Here is a 26,445-nt window from a genome sequence, read left to right on the forward strand (position 1 = left end):
TGCGCGTATTAATTTTATTGAGCTTGATTTTTTAAACGTGGCTCCTTGTTCGCGAAACGCGTAAGTAAGTCACTGTGCTAGAACATATAACGTCAGCCTTGCGCTAGTAAGAACGACACACAGTTTTACGTTGAACCTTTTACATTCAGCGTTTTAATTTGAACATCGCAAAATGAATATCGCCTTCACAATGTGTTAGTGCATTGGGTGAAAATTAAGGTAACCGGATAATACAATTTTATGAGTGATTACAAAGCCACACTGAACCTTCCAGAAACTGCGTTCCCGATGCGCGGTAACCTTGCTCAGCGCGAGCCGAAAATGCTTAAAGACTGGCAGGAAAAAGGGGTATACAGCAAAATTCGTGAAGCGAAAAAAGGCAAAAAGCCATTTATTCTTCACGATGGCCCTCCTTATGCGAATGGCGATATTCACATTGGTCACGCGGTTAACAAAATTCTTAAAGACATTATTGTAAAGTCGAAAAACCTTTCTGATTTCGATTCTCCGTACGTTCCTGGGTGGGACTGTCACGGTTTGCCAATTGAATTGATGGTAGAAAAGAAAGTTGGTAAGCCAGGTAAGAAAGTTACTGCTGCCGAATTTCGTCAAAAGTGTCGCGAGTATGCGCAAAAGCAAATTGACGGCCAAATGGCTGACTTTAAACGCTTAGGTGTGTTTGGTGAATGGGATAACCCATACAAAACCATGGACTTCAAATCTGAAGCCGACATCATTCGCGCGCTAAGTAAAATTGTAGACTCGGGTCACTTAGAAAAGGGCTTCAAGCCTGTTCACTGGTGTACAGATTGTGGTTCGGCACTTGCTGAAGCAGAAGTTGAATACAAAGACAAAGTATCACCTGCTATCGACGTTAAGTTCCCAGTAGCTGATGTGGCTGCTATCGCAGAAGCGTTTGGTGTGTCTGAAGGTGATTTAACCACACACAAAGCAGGTGTAGTTATTTGGACTACCACACCGTGGACACTGCCGGCCAACCGTGCAATCAGCTTACACCCAGAGCTTACCTATGCGATTGTTGAAGTTCAACCTTCAAATGAATGGCTAGTGGTAGCGCAGGACCTGCTTGAAAGCTGCATGAACCGTTACGGCGTTGAAGATTTCCGTGAAGTGGCAACCTGTACTGGTGCCGCGCTTGATAAGCTTAAGGTTAATCACCCATTCTTAGACCTGGAAGTACCGCTAATTCTAGGCGACCACGTTACGACTGAATCTGGTACAGGTTGTGTACACACAGCGCCAGCTCATGGTGTTGACGACTTTAACGTGGGCAAGCAATACGATATCGAAGTGTACAATCCTGTAGGCAACAATGGCGTGTACCTTGAAAACACACCGCTGTTTGCAGGTCAGTTTGTATTTAAAGCTAACGATGAAATTATCGAAACGGTTAAAGAGAAGGGTAACCTTGTCCTAAACGTAAAATACGAGCACAGCTACCCGCATTGCTGGCGCCATAAAACCCCAATTATTTTCCGCGCTACGCCTCAGTGGTTTGTAAGCATGGATAAAAAAGGTCTTCGCGCTGAATCACTTGAACAAATTAAGCAAACCAAATGGATCCCAGACTGGGGCCAAAACCGCATTGAAAAAATGGTTGAAGGTCGTCCAGACTGGTGTATCTCACGTCAACGTACGTGGGGCGTGCCTATTCCTTTGTATGTGAACAAACTTACCGGTGAAATCCACCCAGAGTCTGCGGCGTTAATGGAAAAAGTGGCACAAGAAGTTGAAGCTAAAGGCATTCAAGCGTGGTGGGATCTCGACGATGCAGCCCTGCTTGGTAGCGAATTAGACAACTATGAAAAAGTGACCGATACGCTAGACGTTTGGTTTGACTCGGGTGTAACGCATTACTTCGTTGTCGACCGTCGTGATGATATCCCGGCCTCTGCCGATTTATATCTTGAAGGTTCAGACCAGCACCGCGGTTGGTTTATGTCTTCGCTTATGTCATCAACTGCCATGCACGGTCACGCGCCTTATAAAGAAGTGCTAACACACGGCTTTACGGTAGATGCCCACGGCAGAAAAATGTCGAAGTCGGTAGGTAATGTTGTGGCGCCTCAGGAAGTGACTAACAAATTAGGCGCAGACATCCTTCGTCTATGGGTAGCATCTACTGACTATCGAGGTGAAATTGCGGTATCAGATGAGATCTTGAAGCGCGCTGCAGATGGCTACCGCCGAGTTCGTAACACCGCGCGATTCTTGCTTGCTAACCTTAACGGCTTCAACGTTGAAGATGCGGTAGCAGAAGACGATATGGTCGCACTTGACCGCTGGATTGTTGCGCGCGCCAAGGCACTTCAAGAAGAACTTATCGAAGCATATAACAACTACGACCTGTTAGTAGTGTCGCAGAAGCTTACGCATTTCTGCTCAATTGAGTTAGGTTCGTTCTATTTAGACGTGATTAAAGACCGTCAGTACACGGCAAAAGCAGATGGCCTTGCCCGTCGCTCATGCCAAACGGCCATGTACCACATCATCGAAGCTTTGGTTCGCTGGATGGCGCCTATTACCAGCTTTACTGCACAAGAAATCTGGGAAACCTTACCTGGCGAGCGCAGTGAGTTTGTATTTACTGAAACCTGGTACGAAGGTTTTAACAACTTTACGCAAAGCGATACGTTTAACGATGCCCTTTGGCATCAAGTGTTAAGCGTAAAAGACGCGGCCAACCAAGCAATGGAGCAGGCGCGTAAAGATGGCGAGCTAGGTGGCTCACTAGAAGCGAGCATTTCGCTTTATGCTACCGAGTCGTTGTACAACGTACTTGCAAAGCTTGAAGACGAACTACGTTTCGTACTCATTACATCAGGGGTTTCGCTAACTAAGGTTGACAGTGCACCGTCTGAAGCAAAAGCCACAGACGTTGAAGGTCTATGGTTGAGCGTTAATAAAGCAAGCGGTGAAAAGTGCGTACGCTGCTGGCATCACCGTGAAGATGTAGGCTCACATGAAGGTCACGAAGAACTGTGTGGTCGCTGTGTGACAAACATTGACGGTGATGGAGAAGAACGCCACTATGCTTAAGCTTTTTCGCGAAACTGGCTTGCGTTTCTTATGGATAAGCGCGATTGCGTTTATCCTCGACCAATGGAGTAAGTATACGGTTATCGATAGCATGTCACTGTATCAGTCGATACAGGTACTGCCGTTTTTTAACTTTACTTACGTGCACAATTACGGCGCCGCATTTAGCTTTCTAGAAAGCGCAGGTGGCTGGCAGCGCTGGTTCTTCACTGCCATTGCTGTCGTGGTAAGTGTAGTGATTTTGTGGTGGCTGAAGCAGTCACCCCGTTCGCAAAAAATGCTGCCGATTGCATTTTCCTTTATTCTAGGCGGCGCCTTGGGTAACGTTTACGACCGATTAGTCCACGGTTATGTCATCGACTTTTTAGATTTTTACGTAAACAATTACCACTGGCCTGCGTTTAACATTGCTGACAGCGCAATATTTATCGGCGCGGCTTTGCTGATTATCGACATGTTTAAGAATGGCGATAAAAAAAGTGAAGGGAACGGTGCAGATGCGAACGCAAGTGCCGCAGGCAATAGCGAAACCATTAAGTAGTATTCGGAAAAGTTATGACAGATTCATTAGTAATTGGCGCTGATAGCGAAGTTATTCTTCATTTTGATTTAAAGCTAGAAGATGGCTCTGCCGCCGACAGCACTCGCGTAAACAATAAGCCTGCTAAAATGGTAATGGGTGACGGTAGCTTAACGCCTAACTTTGAAGCGTGTTTACTTGGGCTTAAAAAAGGTGATAAAAAAGCGTTTACGTTAGCGGCGAATGACGCATTCGGTGAGCCTAATCCGAACAATATTCACTATATGGATAGAAGTCGTTTTGGCGCTGATTTAAAGATTGAAGAAGGCATGATTTTAGCGTTTGCTCAACCAGACGGTTCGGAAATTCCGGGTATTATTCGAAGCGCTGCTGGAGACTCTGTAACGGTAGACTTCAACCATCCGCTAGCAGGGCAAACGGTTATCTTTGACGTTGAAATTATTGATGTTAAACCTGGCGTGTCAGCACAAGGTGGAAACTAGTTATGCAAATTCATTTAGCTAACCCTCGTGGCTTCTGTGCCGGCGTTGATAGAGCTATCACCATAGTTGAGCGAGCGCTTGAAATGTTCGAGCCGCCCATTTATGTGCGCCACGAAGTGGTACACAATAAATTTGTGGTAGATGGGCTACGTGAGCGTGGGGCGTTATTTGTGGATGAACTTCACGAAGTACCAGACGACAGCATAGTAATATTTTCTGCCCATGGTGTATCGCAAGCGGTAAGAAAAGAAGCAGAAAGTCGAGGTCTTAAGGTGTTTGACGCCACGTGCCCCTTAGTGACGAAAGTACATATGGAAGTTACCCGCGCTAGCAAAACAGGTACTGAATGTATCTTGATTGGTCATGCTGGTCACCCAGAAGTTGAGGGTACCATGGGCCAGTACAGCAATGCAGAAGGCGGAATTTATCTGGTTGAATCTGAAGCGGATGTGGCAACGCTTGAAGTTAAAGATCCGACCAACCTTTATTACTGTAGCCAAACTACGCTGTCTGTTGATGATACCGCCGATGTTATTGATGCACTTCGCGCTAAGTTCCCCAAAATCAATGGTCCGAGAAAAGACGACATTTGCTATGCCACGCAGAATCGCCAAGACGCGGTGCGCGACCTAGCCCAAGATTGTCAGGTTTTACTGGTTGTTGGTGCACAGAATAGCTCGAACTCGAACCGTCTTCGCGAGTTGGCCGAAAAAATTGGCGCAAAAGCGTATTTGATTGCTGACGCTAATTGCATTCAAGAGGAATGGCTAGAAGGTGTAGAGCATATTGGCGTTACTGCAGGCGCGTCTGCACCGGAAGTGTTAGTGCAAGGTGTGGTAAACAAGCTTAAAGCGTGGGGCGCTGTTTCAGCGTCTGAGCGTGCTGGACGCGAAGAGAACGTGGAATTTGCTGTTCCAAAAGAGCTGCGCGTTAAACAAGTCGGTTAATTTAGCCACAATATTACAATACATAAACACCGCACTTCGTTGCGGTGTTTTTTTATGCTTTTGTCTACTGGAAATTCAACGGCTTACGAATAGATAATAATACCTTAAATCAAAAGAGCTTTTAGCCAATTGCAAATTTAGTGCGAGGGAAGCGGCGTCATCTTAGTAATAGTTTTCGCGGACGCGAAGCCTCAAAATCCTTATAGGGTAACCGGCGGTTTCGCAAGACAGATTGTTTTAAATACGCTACTGAACGGTTATTCCTGTGCTATGTTTGATCAAGTTACGCTTAGGTTCACAACCAATTTGCCAAACAAAATATAGCTAAAAATTATACGTTTTGATAACCAATGATACCCAGTGTAATACGCTTTTGTCTTACTATACTAAATTGGTGATAGCACCCATTCTTATATTTTGAATTTGGCAAAGGCGATGAAAGTTAAAAAGGTGGCGGTAAACCAAGTGAAAGGAAGCACGCTTTGCACGCAACACGGTGTGGGTCTCATAGAGATCTTAATTACTCTGTTTATATTAGCGGTAGGTTTGCTAGGTGTCGCTGCGCTTCAATTTACCGGCTCTTTTGCTAACAAAGACGCTATCAGCAGGACGCAGGCTGAAATGGTCGCTGCACAAGTGGCAGAGCGATTAAGGGCTGCTGCTCGTCCAGCAACCGTTGGTGACGGCATGGTAGCGAATAACGACTACTTTTCGAACACTACTTACAATTTCTCAGGTCTTAGTTGTGCTAGCGCTGCTCAACCTTATTACGGCTGCTGTCTAACAAGACCCGCTGATATCCCCAATTGTGAAGGGCAATCTTGTACCGAAATTCAAATGGCCAAATACGACGGCTGGGCATTATCATGCTCTGCGGTACAAACCAATCCACAAACCACAGTGTCTGTATCTTGTGCTGATAATAATACCGCTGATACGTACAGCTGCAGTCCAGGCTCCCGAGTGGAGGTTTTGCTTATGTGGCCAGTATCGTCGTCTGGTAATCAGCAATATCAGCTGAACTCTCGCTGCAATAAAGCCGAAGGCGACAGCAATGCTTGTGTTTTTAAGGACATCACGCTATGAAGGCCCTAAATCAACGTAAACAGGTTGGTTTTTCCCTTGTAGAATTAATGATTACTTTGACGTTAGGTCTAATTATCTCTGGGGCAGTGATTCAGGTATTGGTTAGCTCAAGTGTAACAAACAAGCTGAACCAAGCTGTGGCGCAAGTTCAAGAGTCTGGGCGTTTTATTATGGCGCGTTTGTCTGCAGAGTTTTACGAAGTCGGCCGCTATGACCAAATTGTTGCAAATGTTGATACCTCTGTTGATATTGTCGCTGAAGCTGCTTATGTCGAAAATCATCCTATTGCCATAGCTGGTGACTTCCCCACGAAAACTACATTAGGAAGCGTACAAACGGGAAGCGGAGGCAGCGACAAACTCGTTGTCAGCCTATTAAATAACGAAGATTGTACAGGAAACTCGCATGGCTATGCAGGCCGAGAGTTTCACGTAGTTAATCATTATTTTGTCAGTGGCAACACGCTTAAATGTACGGGATACGATGGGCGTGTCCTTCTTGGCCTTAAATCGCAATCCGCTGCTCCCATCACTATCACTTTGTTAGACAATGTAGAAAGCTTTCAAGTGCAATTTGGAGTGTCAGACGTAATCACGAGTTCAAATGGTCAAGCCGTGACTTATGTAACAGCTGACGATATCGATAATTTAAGAGCCCTTAATCAACAAGTGGTGTCGTTACGCTGGGCTATTATGCTTAAAAGTTATCAGAATGAAGTGAGACAGAGTCAGACGCAAAAGTATGCGCTCTTAAATGAAGCATCGGTAACAATGGGAACCGCTCATTATTATCAAGTGTTTACAAAGACTTTAGCGCTGAGAAATATGAAAAATTTTGTCAGGAGTTCGCGATGAAACAGCAAGGCTTAGTTATGGTGTTTGCATTGCTTGTTTTACTGTCGATAACGGTTTTAGGCGTCAGTGCGGTAACAAGTAGTTTGTCCCAATCGAAAATGGCCGTGTCTATGCAGCAAAGCGGTTTAGCATTTGACGCCGCTGAGTCGGCAATTGCAGGCGTATTCTTCGAGTCAGAAGATGAGTCCTTGCTGACTGATCCGGCAAAAACTGACCCCCTCTCTGAAGCCAGACAAGGCAATATATTTGACCCTGACGTGGATACTATGAGCTGTTTCGACGATGACCAGTGGACTGATAGGTTCATGACAGAAGGGGGGTTAGTGGTGGGAAACAGGCATATTACGGATGGCACTTACCAAAGTGCGGCTTCTTCAAAAAGCTGGTCGCGGACGGCGTTTATTCGTGAACAAGCTTGCCGGGGTTCAAGCAACGTGATTGGTGGAAGTAATATTAACTGCCACGTATTTATTATTAGAGGCTGCGGAAAAGTTTCGGGTAAGTCCACAGTGGTTGCTAACAGCTTGGCTGCATCTGTTTTTGGCCCGGCTTCACAATAGGTATTATGATGAAAAAAATAACACATTACCTTGCTTCTATTACGTTGTTTAGCTGTATTGGCTTTTCTGCCTTTGGCGATGATCTCGATATCTATCTAGGGAATGCTAGCAATGCGGTTACTTATAACCCCAATGTGCTCTTCATTATGGACTCATCGGGTAGTATGGGATCTTATGATAACACCAGCCAGACCAGAATGCTCCGGGTGCAAAATGCGCTAAAAGACGCGCTGCGCTCTGCCACAAACATTAATGCCGGACTGATGCGCTTCTCTGATTATGGCGGGCCAATCCTTTATCCGATCCGTAATATTGACGAGGCGGTGCGTCCTGAAATTATTATTTCAACTAACGACGATAACCATGATGCCCATGAAATAAATGGTAGTGTGACTACTGACAGCAACGATCTGATATTAAGTAGTGGCACACAAACCGTAACTTCTGGTTTACGCTTTACTGATTTAAACATACCGCAAGGGGCCACTATTTTAAGTGCTAATATCCGCCTCACCTCTGAGAGGTTTAATGTTGCAGGAACTTCTCTTGTCATTTCAGCTGAAGCATCTGCTTCCAGTACCGCGTTTTCTTCTACCAGCAATAATCTAAGCGAAAGAGCCAAGACAGCCGCCAATGTCGAATGGTCGACTGATAACAGCTTTCCCGCCTCTGGAGAGGTTATTACCACGCCAGATATTAGTGCAGTAATACAAGAAGTTGTGGATTTGTCTGCGTGGTGTGGCGGAAAAAACTTAAATATTCTGATCGAAGGATCAAGTACTGATGCCGCTAGTGGTCGAGAGGCAAGGGCGAGTGATGTGGGGCAAAGCGGCGCGCCTCAATTAGTCGTATCATATGACGATTCTACGGCGACGGGGTGCGTGCAAGGCGAGGGTATTTACCAGGTTGGTAACGCTAAAGATAACTCTGAAGAGGATTATAATGGCTACCCTAACACCGGTGGCGAGCTTACTTTTAGTTCTTATTACAATGACTACATCGGCGTGCGCTTTAGAAATGTCAATATTCCACAGGGCGCAGAGGTTACAGAAGCATATTTAGAGTTTACGGCATACAGTACTAGAACTTATGGAAATGCGAGTATGCGAATTCGAGGTGTGGCCGATGATGATGCATCCGATTTTCATCCCAATAGGCGCTACCGCTTACGGAATCTTCCAAAGACCTCTGGCATTACGTGGTCAATGCCCAACTTCTACAACAATAACGATTATCGAACGCCCGATATAAGCAGTATTGTTAAGCAAATCGTTGACCGTTCTGGTTGGCAGTCAGGCAATGATATGGCTTTTGTAATGGACGATTTCGTGTCGTATAGAGGAGCGCATACCTACAATTCGCCATCTAAAGCGCCAAGACTAGTTGTTAAGTTTAATGGCGCCGCTACGCCTGGCGCTACAGCCTCGGTACGCGAACACTTAGTCAGTAAGATTGATGAGTTGAGCGCGAACGGATTTACACCAATCGTAGATACGCTTTTAGAAGCAACAAATTACTATGGCGGACGAAATGTCGATTATGGTCGAAAGCGTGGAGAAAGCGATGTAAATTCATCAGTAAGACGGAGTACGCGGGTAAGTCATCGAAGCTCCTACATTGGTGCAGATTCCATTTTACCGTCTGGATGCACAGAAGATAATTTATCCGACAGTGATTGCGTGACCGAACAAATTCCTACGCCAGCGACTTATATATCCCCTGTTTCTGACTTACAGTGCCAAACCAACAATCACATAGTACTGCTGTCTGACGGTGAAGCGAATAACAATCATAGTGTGTCTAAAATCCAGACGTTGTTGGGTAAAAGCTGTACCGGTAGTGGCGGTGAAAAGTGCGGCCTTGATTTGGTTAAAAACATCAGCGACACCTCTACATCGGTTATTGGGCCAAGAGTTATAACGCACACGATAGGTTTCGCAGCGAATAATACCGCTAATAACTTCCTTAACCAACTTGCGCTGCAAAGTGGCGGAGGTTTCTACCAAGCAGACAACAGCACTGATTTGCTTGAAGCGTTCAACACTATTCTACGTTCTGTGAAAGACGTGAACGCAACATTTGTTTCTCCTGGTGTTGCGGTGAACCAACTGAACCGCCTCACCCACAGAGATGAGCTGTATTTCGCACTATTTAAGCCCAGCGAAGGCGCAATTTGGCCGGGTAATTTGAAACGCTACAGATTGAGCGGAGACGAAATTCTGGATAAGAACAGCCACAGTGCGGTAGATAGCGAAACGGGGTTCTTCGCCGAAAATTCACATAGCTACTGGTCAACACTTGCCGACGGTAGCGAGGTGAGTGAAGGTGGTGCAGCTAGTCGTTTGGGAATAAATCGTAACATTTATGTGTTTGATAGTGTGGGCGCTATCGTGGATGAGGACAATGCGCTTCATGAGGACAACTCTTCTATTACAACCGCAGATCTCGCCATTCAAAGTGAAGCCGACGCGAATGAGTTGAGAGATGCGATATTAAAGTGGGCGCGCGGTGTCGATGTTAAAGACAGCAATGGCAATGGCAGTACAAGCGACTATAGAACGCAAATGGGTGACCCTATTCATTCACAGCCAATTATTGTGAATTACGGCACTAACGATTCGGCCATTTTCGTTGCAACTAACCAAGGAATGCTTCACTCGTTTGACACTGCTACCGGCGAAGAAAACTTTGCCATTATGCCAAAAGAACTGCTGCAAAACTTGCATCACTTCTATAAAGATACTCCATCGTTAGACCATGAATATGGAATAGATGGTGATATGGTTCTTCGAACTGTTGAAGACAAGAAGTATCTTTATGTAGGCATGCGTAGAGGCGGCCGTAACTATTATGTCTTTGACGTTACAGCGAAAGACTCACCTAAGCTAAAATTCAAACTGAGTGGCGGAGACGGAGCCCTCACTAAGCTTGGTCAAACATGGTCAAAACCAACCATAACCAAAGTAAATATGGGGGGCGTGGTAAAAAATGTGATGATTGTTGGGGGCGGTTATGACGATGCTCAAGATGACCGCTCGTTAAGAGCTAACGATGTAGTTGGCAACGCCGTCTACATGTTTGATGCTGATACCGGAAGTCTGCTCTGGCATGCCAGTAACGAGAATTCTGACCTTGATTTAGCTAACATGACTTACAGCATTCCTGGGCGTATTTCTGTCATCGACAGGGATAATGACGGGGAAGCCGATCATATGTATATCGCTGATACAGGCGGCCAGCTGTTTCGCCTAGACATCTATAACGGTGAGTCTGGCGCTAACTTTATTAAAGGCGCACGCATTGCTGACTTCGGTGGCGATACCGAAGAAACCAATCGCCGTTTTTACTATGGTCCGGATGTAACGGAAATCGCGTTAGGTGATGAATTGTATTATGCCGTCGCGCTGGGGAGCGGATGGCGCGCATCTCCACTTGATACAATAGTAGAAGACAACTTCTATATGCTAAAAGATAGCGGCGTTTTTAAACGCGATGAAAACGGCAGATATACTTACATGGAAACGGTCACCGAAAGTAAAATGTATAATGCAACTAGCCATGCATTAAACAGTAGCGATGAAAATGAACGTGCATTAGCAGCCGCAGCTTTTGCCAATAAAGACGGGTGGTATTTGAACTTAACAACGAATGGCGAGAAAGTACTGTCTTCTCCCCTTATTATTGACTACAAAGTGTTTTTTACTACTTATGTTCCGGCTGTAAGTAGCACAAGCGCCTGTGCACCGCCTACTGGAAGTAGTCGCGCCTACTTGGTTAGTATGTTCAACGGCAATGCTGTCACAGATGTGAACAATGACGGTGAGGTAAATGGCGATGATCGCGTTGCTGACCTGAAGCAAACCGGTATTGCACCTGAAACCAAAATACTCATCGAAGATATTGTTAGCCCGGTTGTCTGCCTAGGCACCGAGTGCGTGTCTGCAGTAATCGAGGTTGATGAAGACGGTAACGACGAAGACTGTGCCAGCGCATTTGAATGTTTAGCTGAAAACATCTACGGACGGTTTGAACGTATTCAGCGCGGTAGCTGGCATTCGGAAACAGAAAGGGAATAATCATGAAGTTCAAAAAACAGTCGCGCGGATTTTCACTTATTGAATTGATGATAGTGGTGGCTATTGTCGGCATAATCGCTGCCATTGCCTATCCGTCGTATCAGGGGGTGATCGCTGACGGATATCGTGGTACGGGTCAGGCCGACCTATTAGGCTTAGCGTCTGCGATGGAGCGGCATCACAGTGGTTCTTTTAGTTACAAAGGCGCAGGAGCTAGTGGGAGTGACACGGGGGCCCCTTCAATTTTCGCAACGCATTCGCCTTCCTCCGAGCCGGCGGCAAGCCGTAGGTATAATTTAACTATCCAATCTGCAAGCGCAACTGATTTTGAGTTAAGAGCAACCCCTGTCTCGGGCTCGGGTCAAGCTTCAGATGGTACCCTTTACTATTTTAGCGATGGTAGAAAAGGGTGGGACAAAAACAATAATGGCTCCCTTGAAGCTAGTGAATATTGCTGGTCTTGCTAAAGCTTAACTGATGCACCACATTATTACACCTTAGCAAATCATAATGGGCTAGGGTGTGATTGTCGGAATACCAAACACTGCAATATCCTCCCAGCGTTGATCTACATCATCTTGCGTGTGGGCCAATCTCGCAGTATTTAACTGTTGTGTCTGTTCGACTTGTGACTTTAATGTTGCCAGCCAAAGCCCCCGCGTTTTAATTTCGCTAGTAAGTAGATAAGCACTGGAGCTCATAAAAATAAAAAGCACTATGAGTATTTCTATTAATACTCCGCCGTTGCATGCATTGCATGGGGGAGAAAATAAGCTATCACTTCCAGGTGCAGCCAAGGGTTTAGCTGACAATACGCTTATGAATTCTTTTTGATTTGGTTTTTTAATCGATATCATACCAAGTTCCCGGAACAGGGATTATTTTCCCCATCTCAGTGCCAGCCTGTAGATTTCTAAGAACTTGCGCTGAGGGCGTCAACAGGCCACTAATCTGCATTTGCAACTGAACATTAGACACGAATGCCCCTTCAATGGAGCTTGAAGGGGCGAGGTGAAGTTTATGGGTAGCTGCAGTTGTCGAAAGCATGACGATTAGCCCAAAGAAATGCGTATTCGCACTTATAGTAAGATCGCCATTTACCACGATTAGCAGGGTAGGCGCGGAACTCGATGTATGTGATAGGTCACTATAAGTTAACGCGCAATCTCCATTTATCCAATAGACGGTGGCATCCACCAAGTTCTGGCAATGAGAAGCTGTCACGCTATTTGGAAAAAATGCTGAAGTTAGCTCGGCCATATTGCGATTGAATAACCAATGAGTCAGTTGGTTATCCCATGAAAATAGCTGAGCTGCGGTTGGCAGTCTTAGAAGAGCAGGGTAACGAAGGAAATTAGCTTTATACTTAATGCTTTCTGTACTGTGAGAAACGCTTACTTCGTAGTGGGTTAGCAGCTGCTGTTCATCACCCTTTAGGCTTTGTTCGTGTACTGTAGTTGATAAATTAGGCTTGTTTGTAGTGCTTAGTACCGTTGAAATGCTTTTTGTCCTAAGCGCCATCGCTACACGCTTAAGTTGTTTCTTTAATATCGCGCGAGAGCTTGCGCTATCTTGTCTAATTTTCTGTATGGCATAGTACTGTTGAACGTTTTGCGATGTAGTTATGGTAGAAAACGTTACTACACTTAGAAGTATGGCGACAATTGCGAGGACCGCCATACCTTGTTGTTTCCCCGTTGAAAAGTAAGGCTTGCACATCAAGCCTTTTCTGTACGTGGTGATATTCTTCCTTTCTACTAATGCTTTATCTCTCATTAACCACCTCAACCACGAATGTTTTGTTTGCTGCTATGTTTGGGTTCATCAAACTCTGTATGCTTATATTAATTTCATAAGCCGCGCCCCAACTGCTTTTGTGCAATACATTTGCAGCGAATTGAGTCACTTCGATAGTCTTCGGGTCGGTCAAATCAAACCATCCCCCTTGCGCACAGGTTTTACCTCCCACTCTGTATTCAATTGACTTATCGTGCAGTCGATACCCAAACATTTCGTCCTGCGCGGCGGAAATAGCGCCGCTGCGATTTTTGTCATAGGAAAACGTAATGCAGCTATTTGGCGCTTCACCAGCGCGGTGATCAAGAGTCACGTTTGGTAGTGAACGACTGGTACTTGCAAGAGTTAAAAACGGCGTAAGTAAAGTGTTATTTTCAATAAATCCAGCCCTGCTTAGATGCCGTGAAATAGTATCCTGTAGTGCTCGCGCGTCTTCTTCTATAGAAGTGGCGTGCTGAAGCGACGATAAGCTCACGTTGGACTGAACACTGTATGTCGTTATCGCTGTTATTATTATGCCTGACAGAGCGCAAGCCACCATAACCTCTGTAATACTATGGCCGCGACTTTTATTTATATTTGAGCGGTTTAACATCTTTGAGAAAATTAGCATGGCGGAATGCCTGTTATGTGCTGCTCACTACATAACTTCACGCGCCCCAGGGGACTAACGGTTACTTTAGCTGCAAAATGGTTACTGGATAGCTTAAATGTAGTGGCGCTGCCGAAATTAAGTGTACCGTGTCGATTGAAAGCTATGGTTTTGTCTTTTGCATTCAGTGTTGTTAGCTTTGAATTCCATTTGGTGGGAAGCTCCCAATACGCGGCATCATTTTGCGCGCAGAGCCGGTATGTTGAACAAGTACAGTTTTCATCGTCACTGATTATTACGCAACTCGCATTTTCAAATTTTGTGATTAGGTAAAAAGGCTTTTTACTGGTAAGTGCATAGATACGCGCTTGCTTGGCAGAGCTAGCTAATTGCGACCCGAAATGTTTGAAATCATTGCGTTCAAGCCACGCTTGAAATGAAGGAACCGTGCTTACCGACAATATACTTGTAATACATAAGGCGATAAGTAATTCGGTAAGCGACATGCCTATTGCGCGCCTGTCCCCACTATTTTCTCTTTTTATATTTTTTCTGTCAGAAAAAGCCATGCGCGAGTCCAGTAATAGTGCTAGCGATAAATTGATAGGCTTAATGTACTGAAAAACTTACTGAGAGAAAGCTGTACTATGGAAGGGAATGGCATTGGGTTAGACAGGCAAAATTTTAGGGCTGGATTTACACTAGTTGAGGCACTAGCTGTGCTGGCGATTGTCAGTGTATTGAGTTTGGCAACGACTAGAGCGATTATTTCAACTTGGCAATTAAGTCAAGTAAATCAAGTTAAAGCGTACTTGTTATCAGTACAGTCGATGCAGTCGAGAAGTTGGTTAGAAACTGGCGTTTACCTACCGTTAACCGCACTCCCTCAAGCCAATATAGACAAGGTCAGCATTGCGCAAACAATGAGTCAAAACGGTGAGTATGAAGTGGCAGCTACGCTCTTATTTAAGAAGCAGGGTGAAAATTGTAGGACTATAAAAATCAGTGAAACGTCGTTGGCTCCAAGAGAATGCTGGTAACCTCGTAATAGGTATGGTCTATCTTCTGCACATACAAGTCACGACTGGAAATTGTGAGGATTTACTGCGACTATTAACTACAAGACAACGCAGTGCCATCTAAGTCTTCTTTTTTACCATCGCCGTCACTGTCTACAGCTACTGAAATTCTTCCATACAAAGAAAGTAAAAGAGCAGACGCATAGTCGTCATCATTATCCTTTGGGCACAACGTAATTGTTGCTGCCGTACTGATTGCACCTTGCTCATCAAAAGCTAAGCTCCCTGTTACACCGTAGATAGCGTTTGCGGAGTTAAGCGGATCGCTGGCTGTAATAAGCGCCTCGTTATTGTCACGACTACCATTTCCGTTTGTATCTACAAATACCATTTTCGCTTTTTTCCAACTGCTGGTGCAGGCCTCGTAATTTTCTGTTGGGCATAAAACAACACTGGCTTGTTCGTCTACTGCGGTAAACCTGGCTCGCTGCACCACGGCACTTAAATTATTAATATCTGAAGTAATTCTATTTTTGATAAGAACGCTTTGTATACTTGGCGCGACAGTAGTAAGAATAATCGTCAACACAGCAACGGCGACAAGCATCTCCAGCAGCGTAAGGCCTCTTTGATTAATAAAGGCTTGTGAATGTTGTTTTAATTTTGTTCTTATCATTGTGAGGTTGCTACTTTCCAAACTTTACTAAATCTTAGCTTATAAATTGCGCCGAACAAACGGCAGGTAAAGCTAATGCTCGTTGAGTGTCTAAGCCACTAGTACTGACCTTGAGCTAAAAACATCGCCACTTTAAATCTACTTTTTTATTCTATCTTTGATGTAATGAAACTACGCGATAAATATGCATTACTCGCCTATATTTTAGGGTAAACTAAACTCCGACAATAAAGGTATGTTTTACCGTGATATCGCATCGTTGACCATACGCCTTACGGTTAACTATCTCACACGGCTTATGCTTACGCTTTAAAATAATTACATCAAGAAAAGCTGTGCTTACCATTGCGAATAAGTACAGGGTTATTCAAATGATACGGGGATACCACTAACATCTAACGTGATATTGTCGTAGAATCGGGTTCCAGGACGCCTCAAAAATACGTGGATATTATAATGCAAAAACAAGCAGTTATTGATGAAATGAAAGTGCTGCCTGAAATCGATGTGGAATATGAAGTTGCACGTCGAGTATCGTTTATCAAAAAGCAGTTGCTTACCTCTGGTTTGAATTCACTGGTGCTGGGTATTAGTGGCGGCATTGATTCATGTACGTTGGGTCGTTTGGCTCAATTGGCTGTAAATGAATTAAATGACGAACATCACGAAAACTACCAGTTTATTGCAGTCCGCTTGCCTTATGATACACAAGCTGATGAAGAAGATGCGCAGAAATCTATCGATTTTATTCAGCCCTCTCACTCTCTTTCCGTGAATGTAAAACCTGGTGCAGATGCTATTCATGCCTCAACTTCACAAGCGCTTGCCAGTGCTAATCTTCTTCCTGACAATGAAGCGAAACAAGACTTTGTGAAAGGGAATGTTAAAGCACGTACTCGTATGGTTATACAGTATGAAATTGCGGGAATGGTTGACGGGCTGGTTTTAGGTACAGATCATTCGGCTGAAAATATTACAGGGTTTTACACCAAATACGGTGATGGAGCGTGTGATTTAGCTCCGTTATTCGGACTTAGTAAGCGCCAAGTACGTGCAGTGGCTGCCCATTTGGGTGCACCGCATAATGTGATCACCAAAGCGCCAACCGCTGATTTAGAAAGCCTGTCGCCACAAAAAGCTGATGAGCAAGCGCTAGGCATGTCTTACGACCAAATCGATGACTTTTTGGAAGGCAAGCCTGTTTCTGCAGAAGTGGAAGAGAAATTGCTCTATATTTATGAGCGTACACAGCATAAGCGTGTGCCAATTCCAACAATTTACGATGAGTTGTAGTCATGAAAAAAATTGAAGCTATCATTAAACCGTTCAAAATGGACGATGTTAGGGAAGCGCTAGCTGAAGTCGGTATCGCAGGGATGACAGTGTCTGAAGTGAAGGGGTTCGGTCGCCAGAAAGGTCACACTGAACTCTATCGCGGTGCAGAGTATCAAGTAGACTTCCTACCTAAAATCAAAATTGAGCTTGTGTTAGATGATGACCGCGTTGAACAAGCAGTTGAAGCTATTCAAACGTCAGCTAAGACAGGTAAAATCGGCGACGGTAAGATCTTCGTTTACAGCGTCGAAAGTGCAGTACGTATTCGTACTGGTGAGCAAAACGAAGACGCGATTTAACGTGTATTATACCATTCCTGCATTCCCATGCCTTGCTAGGAAGCTTGCCAGCGCCTTCCGAGTGGGCAATTATCTATGCAAAATGGTATTGCTTAACAAATGAAAAAGGAGCCGATGGCTCCTTTTTGTTTATACAGATTCAATATTTATTGAAAAATAAGTGGGGAATAGCTTAGTGGTCGTGGCCACAACCGCCTTCGCTGTGCACATGACCGTGCTCAAGCTCTTCTTGCGTAGCTTCACGCACGTCAACAACCGATACGTCGAAAGTTAACGGAATACCGGCAAGTGGGTGGTTACCATCAACAACAACCTCTTCGTCAGTTGTTTCAATAATAATTACCGATTGCTCGCCCTGAGGTGTAGTTGCGCGGAAAGACATACCCACTTCAACATCCATACCATCAAACATTGAGCGTGGTACGGTTTGCACAAGTTCGTCAGCACGTTCACCGTATGCTTTTTCAGGGGTTACTGAAACGTTGAAGCTATCTTCCTTCGATTTACCAATAAGTGCATCTTCTAGTCCTTCAATTAAGAAGCGACGGCCTAGTAGTACTACTAGTGGCGATTTCCCTTCTGAAGAGTCTAGCGTTGTGCCGTCTTCGGTAGATACGGTGTAATGTAGCGTTACAACGCTGTCAGAAGTAATTGTCATAACAAATCCTATCTTGGCCCTTTCAGAGTTCAGGGCAATAAATGTAATGCAGTAAACACTGCTTATCGACGTTTTTTCACAATATTGCTAGCTTTCTGCTCAATACTGTACGGCAAAGCATTAGGGTAACAGGTAATGGCGTTATTTTCAGCCAATCTATGCAAATCTTCACTGGTGGTGTCGTTGTTTAACACGGCAATAAACCAGGTTTCATCATCAAGCAACGCTACATTGAGTATTTTGCCTGCTATACGCCAATTTTCACCCAACTGCTTTTCTAATGCATCGCCAGGTTTAATATCTAGGTTACCTTCAAGCTTAAAGCTGTAGGCGGCGCGTTTGTTTTTACCTAAGAAGCGGGTTCGCGCAACCACCTCTTGCCCCATATAGCAGCCTTTATCAAAGTCGATACCGTTGAGCGCCTGCACATTAATCATCTGGGGCACGTATTCCGCCACTGCGTCGCCTTGCACTGAAGCGTGTACGCTTTGAATTTGTATAGCGTCAAACACGGTTTGGGGATAGCAAGAAAGGGTATGCGTTTCTATTAACGAATTTATTTGCTTTGCGCCATTTTCATCTAAAAGAACAATAATTCCTTTGCAGCTAGTATTTGCAACATAAGAAACGCCGTGTTCGCTCTCGACCTTTTCAAGTGAGCCATTGTCAGGAGTATCGCTCTCTAGAAGGCGTTCCACGTCGTTTTCTGAGAAAAGCTGGCTTAACGCTGCCTTTACTTCGTTAGTTTTCACCGCATCAAACGAAATAAAGTAAGCGCTGTATGTTTGTGTGTCGTCGAGAATATCAACCTTAGAGAATACACCGTACTTATTAAGCTGCGCTAATGAATGGCTACCCGCATCTTCATTGGTAACCAACAATAATTTATTTAAATGACGAGTTACGTACCCGGTAGACCAGGTTTTGCCTTTATTATCACAATGGGCGAAGTGTCTGGCAGTATTTTCGTCTAGCTTATTAATGTTGACCGTAATTTGCCCTTGCAGGTAACTGTCGGCCTGTTCTCCTTCCAAAGAAATTATCATGGCATTTGAAAGCTCGACCACAAATTCACTTGGAAGACTTTGTAATGATGCGATAGATGTCATATTCACCACTGTAAAATTCGCTGTATGTACTCAAGGTATGGTAAAACCATCAATATTCAAGGGCAATACATGGGAATGTGCGCAGATTAAGTTCTATTTAGTTTGCCTATCTGACCAAAAGAGCAGTGATCCCCACGCATAGGGCATGGTATTATTGTTAGCGAATAAAAAACGGTATGAAAGACATATGTTTGAACCAAAAAGATTAGCGCGATTAAAGTGGGCGTGTCGCAGAGGCATGCTAGAATTAGACGTACTTTTACTTCCTTTTGTGGAAGAAGCCTTCGATTCTTTAAGTTATGAAGATCAAGAAACATTTGAACGTTTACTTACCAGTGATGACCCTGATTTGTTTGCATGGATCATGGGACACCAGAAGTGCGAAGACCCTGAACTAGCCGCCATGGTGGCGACTATCGTCAACCGTGTCAAAGTATAGAATTTGCATTACACACAATAGGTTTAGAAGGTTATTTGGGGAAGTATGCGTTGCTGTTTGTCTTTTCGCAGCATTGTGCAGCTTTCCTCAATACTTGTGGTCTTGGCTGTGCTTCTCAAAATTGATAGCGCTTGTTGCTGTTGCAACTACGTTAGTTATTTTCTGGCGTCTTTATGACGCGTTTAGTAACAAAGTTTCTGCTACCCAATACGCTATCTCATTGACCAGCGATGGTATTATCCGGGTTGTTAACGACAGCACGCTCCCACTGGATTTGCAAAGTACGCCAAAGGGGAGCGTGTTAGTTGATGCTCAGGTCGACGGCACATCAATGAACATTCATCATTCTTCCCAGCTTTTTACTTGGGGGCTGTGTATCAATGTGCCGCGCCAAAAACGCAGATGGTTTGAAAAAGATCATTGCCATCTCGCTTGGATCTTAAAAGGTGAGTGCTGCGAAGCAGACTATCGCCGGTTGGCTAGAGCCATTATCTTGGCCCGAAAAGCAATGCCTTAAAGGAATTTAAAAGATGTTTCGTGAGTATATAAAAGCGTTATTTAAACGCGTTGACGCCAGGCAGCTTATGCAGTTTAAACCGCCTACGTTGCCTCAGCGCATCTATACCAAAACGCTCAATGTCGACAATGTGCACTACGCTTCTTTTTGTCAGGAAGTTGACTGGCCGGCAAATGAGCATGCCCATCCACTTTATTTACAAATGCTTTCCTTACCATTGCAAATGCAGTGCTTGCTGGACAAACAAAGCCCATTTCCTTTGCTTGGCCTTATCCACGCCGCTAACAAAGTATCGGTAATAGACCATTGCGACTTAAGCGAACCCTTTGAATGTCGGGTGCGCTTTCACGAAGTGAGACCGCATAACCGAGGTTGGGAAGTGGATGTGATGTTAGAAGCGCTGCAGGCAGGGAACCTGGTTTACAGGGCGGTAAGTAGTTACTTAGTGAAGGTTAAAGCCGTTCATGTTGCGCCACTGGGTGCTAAAAATGACTTTCATGACGATTGTGAACTAGAGAATAGGGCGCTCATCGGTGAAATTGGTGCTTCGGCTAATACAGGTCGCCGCTATGCAAAGCTTTCTGGTGACTATAACCCTATTCACTTGTCTGCAATATCTGCCAAAGTATTTGGGTTTAAACAGCCTATAGCACACGGCATGTGGACATTGTCACGCGCTGTGTCGGCGTTTGTAAGTCATCAAGACTCTAGACAGTCTATGAGCGTAAAAGAAGTAAACTGCCGCTTTAGAAAGCCCGTGTTTTTGCCTTGTGACATTCACATTCAACAACACTGTAAAACAGATAATAGTGTGCTTATAGACGTTACCGATAGTAATGACAGCCTTGTGCACTTATCCGCTAGTCTAGCGTTTAATCAGGCTTAGCTTGACGTTTAATTAGGCTTGAAAAGGTAAGGTAAAAGCAGTCAATTAGTTGAGATTGATGTTTACTGAATAGTGAAAAGAGAGCATGCGATTTTAGCTCTCTTTTTATTTGATGCTTTCTATTGAGCGCTAATTAGAACTTTAGGTCTTCATCCATTTTGGTTTAGCGGCCATGTTCCGCAGTTTCATTTAACACAGCGCGCTAAATGAAACTGCGTGAATGCTCAAATTCTTCTTCAATCCGATATAGACCATTATCTTTATACTAGTCGGCATCAGCGAAGCTGTCTTGAGTAATTAGCGAGCCAACGTCAGCACCAGAGAGTTGTTTTTTTGGAATAAGAACTGTTGGCGTCGGGTTGTTTACTTGCTCAGGGTGATCCAAATTAAAGTGTAACCCTCTGCTTTCTTTTCGCTCCATCGCGCATCGTACTATGAGTTCTGCAACCGTAACCAGGTTTCGAAGCTCTAGCAGGTTATTACTCACTCTGAAGTGTGAGTAATATTCAGTAATCTCTTGCTCTAGTAACTTAATTCGACGCATGGCACGTTCAAGTCGCTTATCTGTTCGCACAATGCCCACGTAGTCCCACATGAACAGCCTAAGTTCATGCCAGTTATGTTGAATGATGACTTCCTCATCCGAGTTAGAAACCTGGCTCTCATCCCAAGGCGCAATAGGCTCTTCACAGTCTGCACTGGGAAGATTTTTTATAATATCTTCGGCTGCAGCGCTCGCAAACACCACGCATTCAAGTAAAGAGTTAGACGCCATACGGTTAGCACCATGTAGACCTGTGTAAGCTACTTCACCGATTGCATACACGTTATTCAGATCGGTTTTGGCATTAAAGTCGGTCATTACGCCGCCGCAGCTGTAGTGCGCCGCGGGCACGACAGGGATAGGTTCACGGGTTATATCGATACCAAGCGAGCGGCACTTACGATAAATATTAGGGAAGTGCTTAACAATAAAGTCAGCGGGCTTATGACTGATATCCAAATACATGCAGTCAGCGCCCAATCGCTTCATTTCATAGTCGATTGCGCGGGCAACGACGTCGCGCGGCGCGAGATCGCCACGCTCATCGAATTTGTGCATAAAGCGGGTGCCGTCGGCGTGGCAGAGGTTGGCACCTTCGCCGCGCAGCGCTTCTGTAATCAAAAAGTTACGTGCCTGCGGGTGGAATAAGCAAGTAGGGTGGAACTGATTGAATTCCATGTTTGCTACACGGCAGCCTGCGCGCCATGCCATGGCAATGCCGTCACCGCTCGACACATCGGGGTTCGATGTATACTGATAGACCTTACTGCCACCGCCGGTCGCCAATGCAACGAAAGGAGAGCGAATTACTTCAACGTGCTCTTGTTGCCTATTCCAAACATAGGCACCCACCACGCTGTTCTTTTCTTCTTTTGACGGAATAAGGTCTATAGCGTTATAACGCTCAAACACGTGAATGTTTGGGTGAGTCGATACTGCGTCATTTAACGTAATTTGAAGCGCTTCGCCTGTGGCGTCGGCGGCGTGAAGAATGCGACGATGACTGTGTCCTCCCTCGCGGGTAAGGTGAAAGCGTTCCTCACCAGATTCACTTTTCTCTGTATCAAACGGCACACCGTAGCCGATAAGCCACTCAAGTGACGCCTTTGCTCGTTCTGCGGTAAATCTTACAGCAGGCTCTTCGCATAGCCCTGCGCCTGCGGCAAGCGTATCTTTTACGTGTGCGTCTATAGAGTCTTGTTCATCGAATACTGCGGCAATACCACCTTGTGCATAGCGGGTAGAGCCCTCATTGCGGTCACTTTTACTAAGTACAATAACCTGACAATGGTCAGCAAGCTTAAGCGCTAAGCTCAATCCTGCTGCGCCACTCCCAATAATCAATACGTCACAACGATGTTCTATTGCATTTGATGTGGAAGTTAGTGAAGACGATACAGATTTCATGTATTTTTATATCAATTCAAACGAGCAAAGGTTCGGCAAGTCTAAAGGATGAGTAGCAAAACACAATCATTCTTGCCCTCTGACTTAAGCATTTTTTAAAATATTTAATGCTTTTACAGAACTTTTGTAAAAAGAACGCGTCTACACACATGCTTGTTAGAGCTATGGTGTAGTTGAAGTAGGGAGTAATGGCTCGAATGAGCGAGCAGATAACCGACCAACAACTGGTCGAAAAAGTACAGCGTGGCGATAAAAATGCGTTCAACTTATTGGTAACTCGTTATCAACACAAAGTAATGCACCTTGTTTCTCGCTATGTAAAAAATACCGGTGACGTTGCTGATGTAACGCAAGAAGCGTTTATTAAAGCATATCGTGCCTTACCTAATTTTCGCGGCGACAGTGCATTTTACACTTGGTTGTATCGGATTGCGGTAAACAGCGCCAAAAACTATCTTGTATCTCAGGGGCGTAAACCGCCTGCAAGCGATGTCGATGCTGATGAAGCTGACTTTTACGAAGGTAGCGATGCTTTAAAAGAGCAATCAACACCTGAGCGAAGCTTGTTATCTGAGGAAATCGAAGAAACTCTGTTTAAGGTAGTTGAGAAGCTGCCGGACGATTTACGCATGGCGATTACGCTGCGCGAAATTGAAGGGTTGAGCTATGAAGAAATCGCGAATGTAATGTCGTGTCCTGTGGGTACGGTGAGATCCCGTATTTTTAGGGCTCGCGAGGCGATTGATAAAGTTATTCAACCGTTGTTAGAAAATTAAAAAGAAATAAAATCAAAAAAAGATGAACTTTCTTTTTTCCACGATGACTAACAGCTGTGTTAGGGTAGTTAACGATCACTTTGATCTGGAAATGAATATATGACGCAACAGCAAGAAAAATTGTCCGCATTCATGGATGGTGAGATAGAAGGCAATGACATTATCGATGCAATTAAGCACGATGAAGCGCTTCAAGCCAAATGGCAACGTTACCATGTATATCGCGGTGCAATGCGTAAAGAAGCAAGTGTTGCCCCACAGTTGGACATCACCGCAAGCGTAGCTGCTGCGCTTGAAAACGAGCCAGCGATAGTTGCACCTAAACGCTCGCGCTGGAAGTCGATGCCATTGATTGGCAATGTCGTTCCTTTTGCGAAGCAGTCAGGCCAGTTTGCAGTAGCCGCATCGGTGGCAGTGGCAGTTATCTTTGGTGTTCAATACACCAATCAAGAAGCGCCTACCGAGCCATTTATGACAGCGCCAACGATTGCTCCTCAAGGTGGATTGTCTCCAGTGAGTTTGGAACAAACCAGAACGTTACCGCGTAACGACATGAATGAAATGCTTGAGAAAAAGCGCAAAATTAATGCATTGATTGCTGATCATGAGCAGCAAATAAAGCTTAAGCAAGCGCAAGAGGACGAGGGTGAAAGCGAAACAAGTGGACCAAAGCGCCCATAAGTTATCGCAGCCAGTCAACATTAGTTGGAATGTGCTTTCGCAAGTGAATTGTGACTGACATACATTTCATATTTTAATCATACCAGCATATACTGCTGGTATGTTTGTTTTAAGGCGGGAAAAAATGCGCTGTAGTTCTATCCTTGCACTTTTTTTCATTTCGGGCACGGCTATTCAGCCCACTGTTGCCCAAACTGCTTCGCTGAGCGAAGAAACGAAAGCTCCTATTGCTCCAGTCGAAAACGTGAATGATGGCGACGTTGAATTAGACGCTAGCTCAGAATCAAACACAAGGGCTGGCCGACTAGATGAAGCTGATCAAGAGGAAGCAGTGCAAGAAGACTTGATTCAAGAGCAACTTGAACAAAATCGAAGCGAGCAAAATGCATCTGCTTCTCTCGCGCGCGAGCCTCAATCGGCCAACCAGTGGCTAGCTGAACTTCAAAACATTATAACCAATGCCAATTTCCAAGTGTCTTTTGTGCAAACTATTGCAGGGAAGGAAACCGTTCCTTATTTGTGGCGCCACGGGATAATGGAAGATGGCTCTGAATTAGAGCAGTTAAATCTTCAAAATGGACCAGGCCGCGAGCTCATTCGTGTGAACGATGTGGTGAGTGTATTTGAGCCAGATGTACAACCCTATAGTTTGCGCTCGAAGCACATTAACGGGCCTATTCCTAGTGCGCTACTTTATCACCCTGAACAGCTAGCTGAAGCTTATGAGTTTGTAGCGGTGGGCCGAGCTCGGGTAGCAGGGCGTTCAGCGCAGCAGATACGAATAGTCAGCCGAGATAATACGCGATTTGGCTACCAGCTTTGGCTGGATGAGTCATCTGGCATGTTGCTCAAACTGAACATGCTTGATTTGCAAGGGGCGCTATTAGAACAAATTCAGGTCACGGCATTTGCGATATCTGCAGAGCCTGCAGAATATTTCTCACGCATAAATTCGGCGTCGTTACCCGCGCCCATGGCGCTAAGCAATACGCCAAATCGTGCACACAAATGGGACGTCACCTATTTGCCGGCTGGCATGCGAGAAATAAAACAAGATACAAGACGACTGGCCTTAACAGGTCAGGTTGTAGAATATAAACTTTTCTCAGATGGATTGGTTGACGTATCTGTGTATGTTCAGCCTGCGGAAGATGCGTTAGGTGAGACGCTGGCGCTGCGTAATGAAGTAAGTACGTTTTTAACGTTAACAGACGGCAAGGCGCAAGTGACAGTGGTGGGAGAAATACCCTTGCAAACCGCTAACGCTATTGCTACGTCTTTACGCCCCGTCAGCAGTGCAAGTGAATAACCGCGCGATTGAGTAACAATGATAAGAGAAACCGCCACCGTAGTTGCCGTTAATGGCGATACGGTCACCGTAGAAGCAGCGATTAAGTCGACCTGTAACGCCTGCCAAGCACAAAGTGATTGTGGTACCGGCGTTATTTCTCGTGCGCTTGCACCGAAAACGCAGCAGTTGACGCTGCGCACTCCCATGCCTGTGCGGGTTGGCCAAGAAGTGATTGTAGGTATACCGGAAGCAGGTATTTTAAGTGCATCGGCTTGGTTGTATTTGCTACCGCTCATTGCGTTTATCGGGGCATATTCGGTGTCTATATCATTACTTAGTAGTAACGGCTTTACTCACGAGTTATGGGCCATGCTGCCAAGTGGATTAGTAACCTTCTTTACCTATAAGTTAATTGCTTACAAGTTGCGTCGTGTAGAACGTACAAAATATCAACCTGTGCTATTGGGTCAACAAGACAACAGTGCAGTAGAACATTGATTTTTTGAAGGGCTTTACGCTACTCATTTTTTAATACGGGACTGTTTTATAAAAGGCCGGTTTATATGAGGCCAATTTATACGAGGCCAATTTATACGAGGCCAATTTATACGAGGCCATTTTGCACGAGATTATAGCGTTAACTCACGCTCATCAATGTAGCTAAGTTTTGAGATAGGACGAGGAAGTCACGTCAGGTTGCCACTTCCATTCGTTATGTTTCTTGAAAGTAATAAATTTTCCACCACGCCAATTCGCTTTTCGTGCAAGAAATGGGTAAAATCCGCACGCGCTGCGTATAACCCTTGAAGCAAG

The 26,445-nt window shown here is 44.9% G+C and carries 27 protein-coding genes and 1 pseudogene; 20 read left to right on the forward strand and 8 right to left on the reverse strand.

From position 1 onward, the window contains the following. The first annotated feature begins 240 nt into the window (after positions 1–240). The 9 genes from ileS to RJ41_RS03470 all read left to right on the forward strand — a co-directional run bounded on the left by ileS (position 241) and on the right by RJ41_RS03470 (position 12,073). The gene (gene ileS / locus RJ41_RS03430) at positions 241–3,060 is read left to right on the forward strand and encodes an isoleucine--tRNA ligase (protein ID WP_039216954.1); all 2,820 of its coding nucleotides are present in this window, start codon (positions 241–243) and stop codon (positions 3,058–3,060) included. After that, the gene (lspA, locus tag RJ41_RS03435) at positions 3,053–3,601 is read left to right on the forward strand and encodes a signal peptidase II (RefSeq protein WP_039216955.1); all 549 of its coding nucleotides are present in this window, start codon (positions 3,053–3,055) and stop codon (positions 3,599–3,601) included. Before ileS ends, lspA begins: the two co-directional genes overlap by 8 nt. Before the next feature lie 14 nt (positions 3,602–3,615). Next, positions 3,616–4,083 (forward strand): FKBP-type peptidyl-prolyl cis-trans isomerase, encoded by a 468-nt coding sequence (fkpB, locus tag RJ41_RS03440; protein WP_014999018.1) that lies wholly within the window; start codon positions 3,616–3,618, stop codon positions 4,081–4,083. Positions 4,084–4,085: 2 nt separating this feature from the next. Continuing rightward, positions 4,086–5,030 (forward strand): 4-hydroxy-3-methylbut-2-enyl diphosphate reductase, encoded by a 945-nt coding sequence (gene ispH / locus RJ41_RS03445; RefSeq protein WP_039216958.1) that lies wholly within the window; start codon positions 4,086–4,088, stop codon positions 5,028–5,030. Positions 5,031–5,465: 435 nt separating this feature from the next. After that, positions 5,466–6,116, forward strand: a complete 651-nt coding sequence (pilV, locus tag RJ41_RS03450; RefSeq protein ID WP_052235388.1) for a type IV pilus modification protein PilV — start codon at positions 5,466–5,468, stop codon at positions 6,114–6,116. Continuing rightward, positions 6,113–6,970 carry a PilW family protein gene (locus RJ41_RS03455; protein WP_039216962.1) on the forward strand — a complete coding sequence of 286 codons (858 nt, stop codon included), beginning with the start codon at positions 6,113–6,115 and terminating at the stop codon, positions 6,968–6,970. The genes pilV and RJ41_RS03455 overlap by 4 nt, the downstream gene beginning before the upstream one ends. After that, on the forward strand, positions 6,967–7,530 hold the full coding sequence (locus RJ41_RS03460) for a pilus assembly PilX family protein (RefSeq protein ID WP_039216966.1): 564 nt from the start codon (positions 6,967–6,969) through the stop codon (positions 7,528–7,530). The genes RJ41_RS03455 and RJ41_RS03460 overlap by 4 nt, the downstream gene beginning before the upstream one ends. An 8-nt stretch (positions 7,531–7,538) precedes the next feature. Beyond that, positions 7,539–11,606, forward strand: a complete 4,068-nt coding sequence (locus tag RJ41_RS03465; protein WP_039216968.1) for a PilC/PilY family type IV pilus protein — start codon at positions 7,539–7,541, stop codon at positions 11,604–11,606. Between the two features lie 2 nt (positions 11,607–11,608). Beyond that, positions 11,609–12,073, forward strand: a complete 465-nt coding sequence (locus tag RJ41_RS03470; protein WP_039216971.1) for a type IV pilin protein — start codon at positions 11,609–11,611, stop codon at positions 12,071–12,073. A 48-nt stretch (positions 12,074–12,121) separates the two neighbouring features. On the opposite strand, the gene RJ41_RS03475 is transcribed toward RJ41_RS03470, so the two are convergent. Genes RJ41_RS03475 through RJ41_RS03490 form a run of 4 tightly spaced genes read right to left on the reverse strand, consistent with a single transcriptional unit; the run spans position 12,122 to position 14,564 of the window. Then, positions 12,122–12,463: a hypothetical protein gene (locus tag RJ41_RS03475; RefSeq protein WP_240485720.1), complete on the reverse strand. Its 342-nt coding sequence runs from the start codon at positions 12,461–12,463 to the stop codon at positions 12,122–12,124. Further along, positions 12,450–13,382 (reverse strand): hypothetical protein, encoded by a 933-nt coding sequence (locus RJ41_RS03480; protein WP_240485721.1) that lies wholly within the window; start codon positions 13,380–13,382, stop codon positions 12,450–12,452. The genes RJ41_RS03475 and RJ41_RS03480 overlap by 14 nt, the downstream gene beginning before the upstream one ends. Continuing rightward, positions 13,372–14,016, reverse strand: coding sequence for a potassium:proton antiporter (locus tag RJ41_RS03485; protein ID WP_240485722.1), 645 nt, complete (start codon positions 14,014–14,016; stop codon positions 13,372–13,374). Before RJ41_RS03485 ends, RJ41_RS03480 begins: the two co-directional genes overlap by 11 nt. Continuing rightward, on the reverse strand, positions 14,010–14,564 hold the full coding sequence (locus RJ41_RS03490) for a pilus assembly FimT family protein (RefSeq protein ID WP_039216974.1): 555 nt from the start codon (positions 14,562–14,564) through the stop codon (positions 14,010–14,012). Before RJ41_RS03490 ends, RJ41_RS03485 begins: the two co-directional genes overlap by 7 nt. A 78-nt stretch (positions 14,565–14,642) precedes the next feature. Between RJ41_RS03490 and RJ41_RS03495 the strand changes: the two genes are divergently transcribed. Next, complete coding sequence (locus RJ41_RS03495; RefSeq protein ID WP_039216976.1) at positions 14,643–15,035, forward strand: prepilin-type N-terminal cleavage/methylation domain-containing protein; 393 nt, start codon at positions 14,643–14,645, stop codon at positions 15,033–15,035. A gap of 73 nt (positions 15,036–15,108) precedes the next feature. Here the strand turns inward: RJ41_RS03495 and RJ41_RS03500 are convergent, their stop codons facing one another. After that, the gene (locus tag RJ41_RS03500; RefSeq protein ID WP_084081753.1) at positions 15,109–15,690 is read right to left on the reverse strand and encodes a GspH/FimT family pseudopilin; all 582 of its coding nucleotides are present in this window, start codon (positions 15,688–15,690) and stop codon (positions 15,109–15,111) included. Between the two features lie 456 nt (positions 15,691–16,146). On the opposite strand from RJ41_RS03500, the gene nadE reads away from it, so the two are divergent. Both nadE and RJ41_RS03510 read left to right on the forward strand, forming a co-directional pair. Continuing rightward, on the forward strand, positions 16,147–16,983 hold the full coding sequence (gene nadE, locus RJ41_RS03505; RefSeq protein WP_039216980.1) for an ammonia-dependent NAD(+) synthetase: 837 nt from the start codon (positions 16,147–16,149) through the stop codon (positions 16,981–16,983). Positions 16,984–16,985: 2 nt separating this feature from the next. Further along, positions 16,986–17,324 (forward strand): P-II family nitrogen regulator, encoded by a 339-nt coding sequence (locus tag RJ41_RS03510; RefSeq protein ID WP_039216983.1) that lies wholly within the window; start codon positions 16,986–16,988, stop codon positions 17,322–17,324. A gap of 172 nt (positions 17,325–17,496) precedes the next feature. Here RJ41_RS03510 and RJ41_RS03515 read toward each other — a convergent pair whose 3' ends face one another. Next, the gene (locus RJ41_RS03515) at positions 17,497–17,982 is read right to left on the reverse strand and encodes an FKBP-type peptidyl-prolyl cis-trans isomerase (protein WP_039216984.1); all 486 of its coding nucleotides are present in this window, start codon (positions 17,980–17,982) and stop codon (positions 17,497–17,499) included. A gap of 62 nt (positions 17,983–18,044) precedes the next feature. Further along, positions 18,045–19,091, reverse strand: a complete 1,047-nt coding sequence (gene ygfZ / locus RJ41_RS03520) for a CAF17-like 4Fe-4S cluster assembly/insertion protein YgfZ (RefSeq protein ID WP_039216986.1) — start codon at positions 19,089–19,091, stop codon at positions 18,045–18,047. Positions 19,092–19,278: 187 nt separating this feature from the next. On the opposite strand from ygfZ, the gene RJ41_RS03525 reads away from it, so the two are divergent. The 3 genes from RJ41_RS03525 to RJ41_RS03535 all read left to right on the forward strand — a co-directional run bounded on the left by RJ41_RS03525 (position 19,279) and on the right by RJ41_RS03535 (position 20,933). Then, on the forward strand, positions 19,279–19,530 hold the full coding sequence (locus tag RJ41_RS03525; RefSeq protein ID WP_014950112.1) for an FAD assembly factor SdhE: 252 nt from the start codon (positions 19,279–19,281) through the stop codon (positions 19,528–19,530). 121 nt (positions 19,531–19,651) lie between these two features. Continuing rightward, complete coding sequence (locus tag RJ41_RS03530) at positions 19,652–20,047, forward strand: hypothetical protein (protein WP_039216989.1); 396 nt, start codon at positions 19,652–19,654, stop codon at positions 20,045–20,047. 13 nt (positions 20,048–20,060) lie between these two features. Beyond that, positions 20,061–20,933 carry a MaoC family dehydratase gene (locus tag RJ41_RS03535; RefSeq protein WP_039216990.1) on the forward strand — a complete coding sequence of 291 codons (873 nt, stop codon included), beginning with the start codon at positions 20,061–20,063 and terminating at the stop codon, positions 20,931–20,933. A gap of 265 nt (positions 20,934–21,198) precedes the next feature. Here RJ41_RS03535 and nadB read toward each other — a convergent pair whose 3' ends face one another. Then, positions 21,199–22,884, reverse strand: coding sequence for an L-aspartate oxidase (gene nadB, locus RJ41_RS03540; protein WP_052235389.1), 1,686 nt, complete (start codon positions 22,882–22,884; stop codon positions 21,199–21,201). A 197-nt stretch (positions 22,885–23,081) separates the two neighbouring features. Between nadB and rpoE the strand changes: the two genes are divergently transcribed. The 5 genes and pseudogenes from rpoE to RJ41_RS19575 all read left to right on the forward strand — a co-directional run. Continuing rightward, complete coding sequence (gene rpoE / locus RJ41_RS03545) at positions 23,082–23,660, forward strand: RNA polymerase sigma factor RpoE (RefSeq protein ID WP_012518957.1); 579 nt, start codon at positions 23,082–23,084, stop codon at positions 23,658–23,660. A 99-nt stretch (positions 23,661–23,759) separates the two neighbouring features. After that, positions 23,760–24,341 carry a sigma-E factor negative regulatory protein gene (locus RJ41_RS03550; protein WP_039216996.1) on the forward strand — a complete coding sequence of 194 codons (582 nt, stop codon included), beginning with the start codon at positions 23,760–23,762 and terminating at the stop codon, positions 24,339–24,341. Positions 24,342–24,465: 124 nt separating this feature from the next. Next, positions 24,466–25,650, forward strand: coding sequence for a MucB/RseB C-terminal domain-containing protein (locus RJ41_RS03555; RefSeq protein WP_039216999.1), 1,185 nt, complete (start codon positions 24,466–24,468; stop codon positions 25,648–25,650). Positions 25,651–25,668: 18 nt separating this feature from the next. Continuing rightward, positions 25,669–26,130: a SoxR reducing system RseC family protein gene (locus RJ41_RS03560; protein WP_039217001.1), complete on the forward strand. Its 462-nt coding sequence runs from the start codon at positions 25,669–25,671 to the stop codon at positions 26,128–26,130. Between the two features lie 67 nt (positions 26,131–26,197). Then, a pseudogene (locus tag RJ41_RS19575) lies at positions 26,198–26,296 on the forward strand (pentapeptide repeat-containing protein); the annotation flags it as partial. Between the last annotated feature and the right edge of the window lie 149 nt (positions 26,297–26,445).

The sequence above is a fragment of the Alteromonas marina genome (genome assembly GCF_000808575.1).
Taxonomy (GTDB): Bacteria; Pseudomonadota; Gammaproteobacteria; order Enterobacterales; family Alteromonadaceae; genus Alteromonas; species Alteromonas marina_A.

Coding starts and splice junctions, on each gene's coding strand:
- RJ41_RS03510 (WP_039216983.1), top strand. CDS start 16,986: ATGAAAAAAATTGAAGCTATCATTAAACCGTTCAAAATGGACGATGTT.
- fkpB (WP_014999018.1), top strand. CDS start 3,616: ATGACAGATTCATTAGTAATTGGCGCTGATAGCGAAGTTATTCTTCAT.
- rpoE (WP_012518957.1), top strand. CDS start 23,082: ATGAGCGAGCAGATAACCGACCAACAACTGGTCGAAAAAGTACAGCGT.
- RJ41_RS03555 (WP_039216999.1), top strand. CDS start 24,466: ATGCGCTGTAGTTCTATCCTTGCACTTTTTTTCATTTCGGGCACGGCT.
- RJ41_RS03475 (WP_240485720.1), bottom strand. CDS start 12,463: ATGATATCGATTAAAAAACCAAATCAAAAAGAATTCATAAGCGTATTG.
- RJ41_RS03550 (WP_039216996.1), top strand. CDS start 23,760: ATGACGCAACAGCAAGAAAAATTGTCCGCATTCATGGATGGTGAGATA.
- RJ41_RS03500 (WP_084081753.1), bottom strand. CDS start 15,690: ATGATAAGAACAAAATTAAAACAACATTCACAAGCCTTTATTAATCAA.
- ileS (WP_039216954.1), top strand. CDS start 241: ATGAGTGATTACAAAGCCACACTGAACCTTCCAGAAACTGCGTTCCCG.
- nadB (WP_052235389.1), bottom strand. CDS start 22,884: ATGAAATCTGTATCGTCTTCACTAACTTCCACATCAAATGCAATAGAA.
- RJ41_RS03560 (WP_039217001.1), top strand. CDS start 25,669: ATGATAAGAGAAACCGCCACCGTAGTTGCCGTTAATGGCGATACGGTC.
- RJ41_RS03525 (WP_014950112.1), top strand. CDS start 19,279: ATGTTTGAACCAAAAAGATTAGCGCGATTAAAGTGGGCGTGTCGCAGA.
- RJ41_RS03480 (WP_240485721.1), bottom strand. CDS start 13,382: ATGAGAGATAAAGCATTAGTAGAAAGGAAGAATATCACCACGTACAGA.
- RJ41_RS03465 (WP_039216968.1), top strand. CDS start 7,539: ATGAAAAAAATAACACATTACCTTGCTTCTATTACGTTGTTTAGCTGT.
- RJ41_RS03455 (WP_039216962.1), top strand. CDS start 6,113: ATGAAGGCCCTAAATCAACGTAAACAGGTTGGTTTTTCCCTTGTAGAA.
- RJ41_RS03515 (WP_039216984.1), bottom strand. CDS start 17,982: ATGACAATTACTTCTGACAGCGTTGTAACGCTACATTACACCGTATCT.
- ygfZ (WP_039216986.1), bottom strand. CDS start 19,091: ATGACATCTATCGCATCATTACAAAGTCTTCCAAGTGAATTTGTGGTC.
- RJ41_RS03535 (WP_039216990.1), top strand. CDS start 20,061: ATGTTTCGTGAGTATATAAAAGCGTTATTTAAACGCGTTGACGCCAGG.
- nadE (WP_039216980.1), top strand. CDS start 16,147: ATGCAAAAACAAGCAGTTATTGATGAAATGAAAGTGCTGCCTGAAATC.
- lspA (WP_039216955.1), top strand. CDS start 3,053: ATGCTTAAGCTTTTTCGCGAAACTGGCTTGCGTTTCTTATGGATAAGC.
- ispH (WP_039216958.1), top strand. CDS start 4,086: ATGCAAATTCATTTAGCTAACCCTCGTGGCTTCTGTGCCGGCGTTGAT.
- RJ41_RS03495 (WP_039216976.1), top strand. CDS start 14,643: ATGGAAGGGAATGGCATTGGGTTAGACAGGCAAAATTTTAGGGCTGGA.
- RJ41_RS03485 (WP_240485722.1), bottom strand. CDS start 14,016: ATGCTAATTTTCTCAAAGATGTTAAACCGCTCAAATATAAATAAAAGT.
- RJ41_RS03470 (WP_039216971.1), top strand. CDS start 11,609: ATGAAGTTCAAAAAACAGTCGCGCGGATTTTCACTTATTGAATTGATG.
- pilV (WP_052235388.1), top strand. CDS start 5,466: ATGAAAGTTAAAAAGGTGGCGGTAAACCAAGTGAAAGGAAGCACGCTT.
- RJ41_RS03490 (WP_039216974.1), bottom strand. CDS start 14,564: ATGGCTTTTTCTGACAGAAAAAATATAAAAAGAGAAAATAGTGGGGAC.
- RJ41_RS03460 (WP_039216966.1), top strand. CDS start 6,967: ATGAAACAGCAAGGCTTAGTTATGGTGTTTGCATTGCTTGTTTTACTG.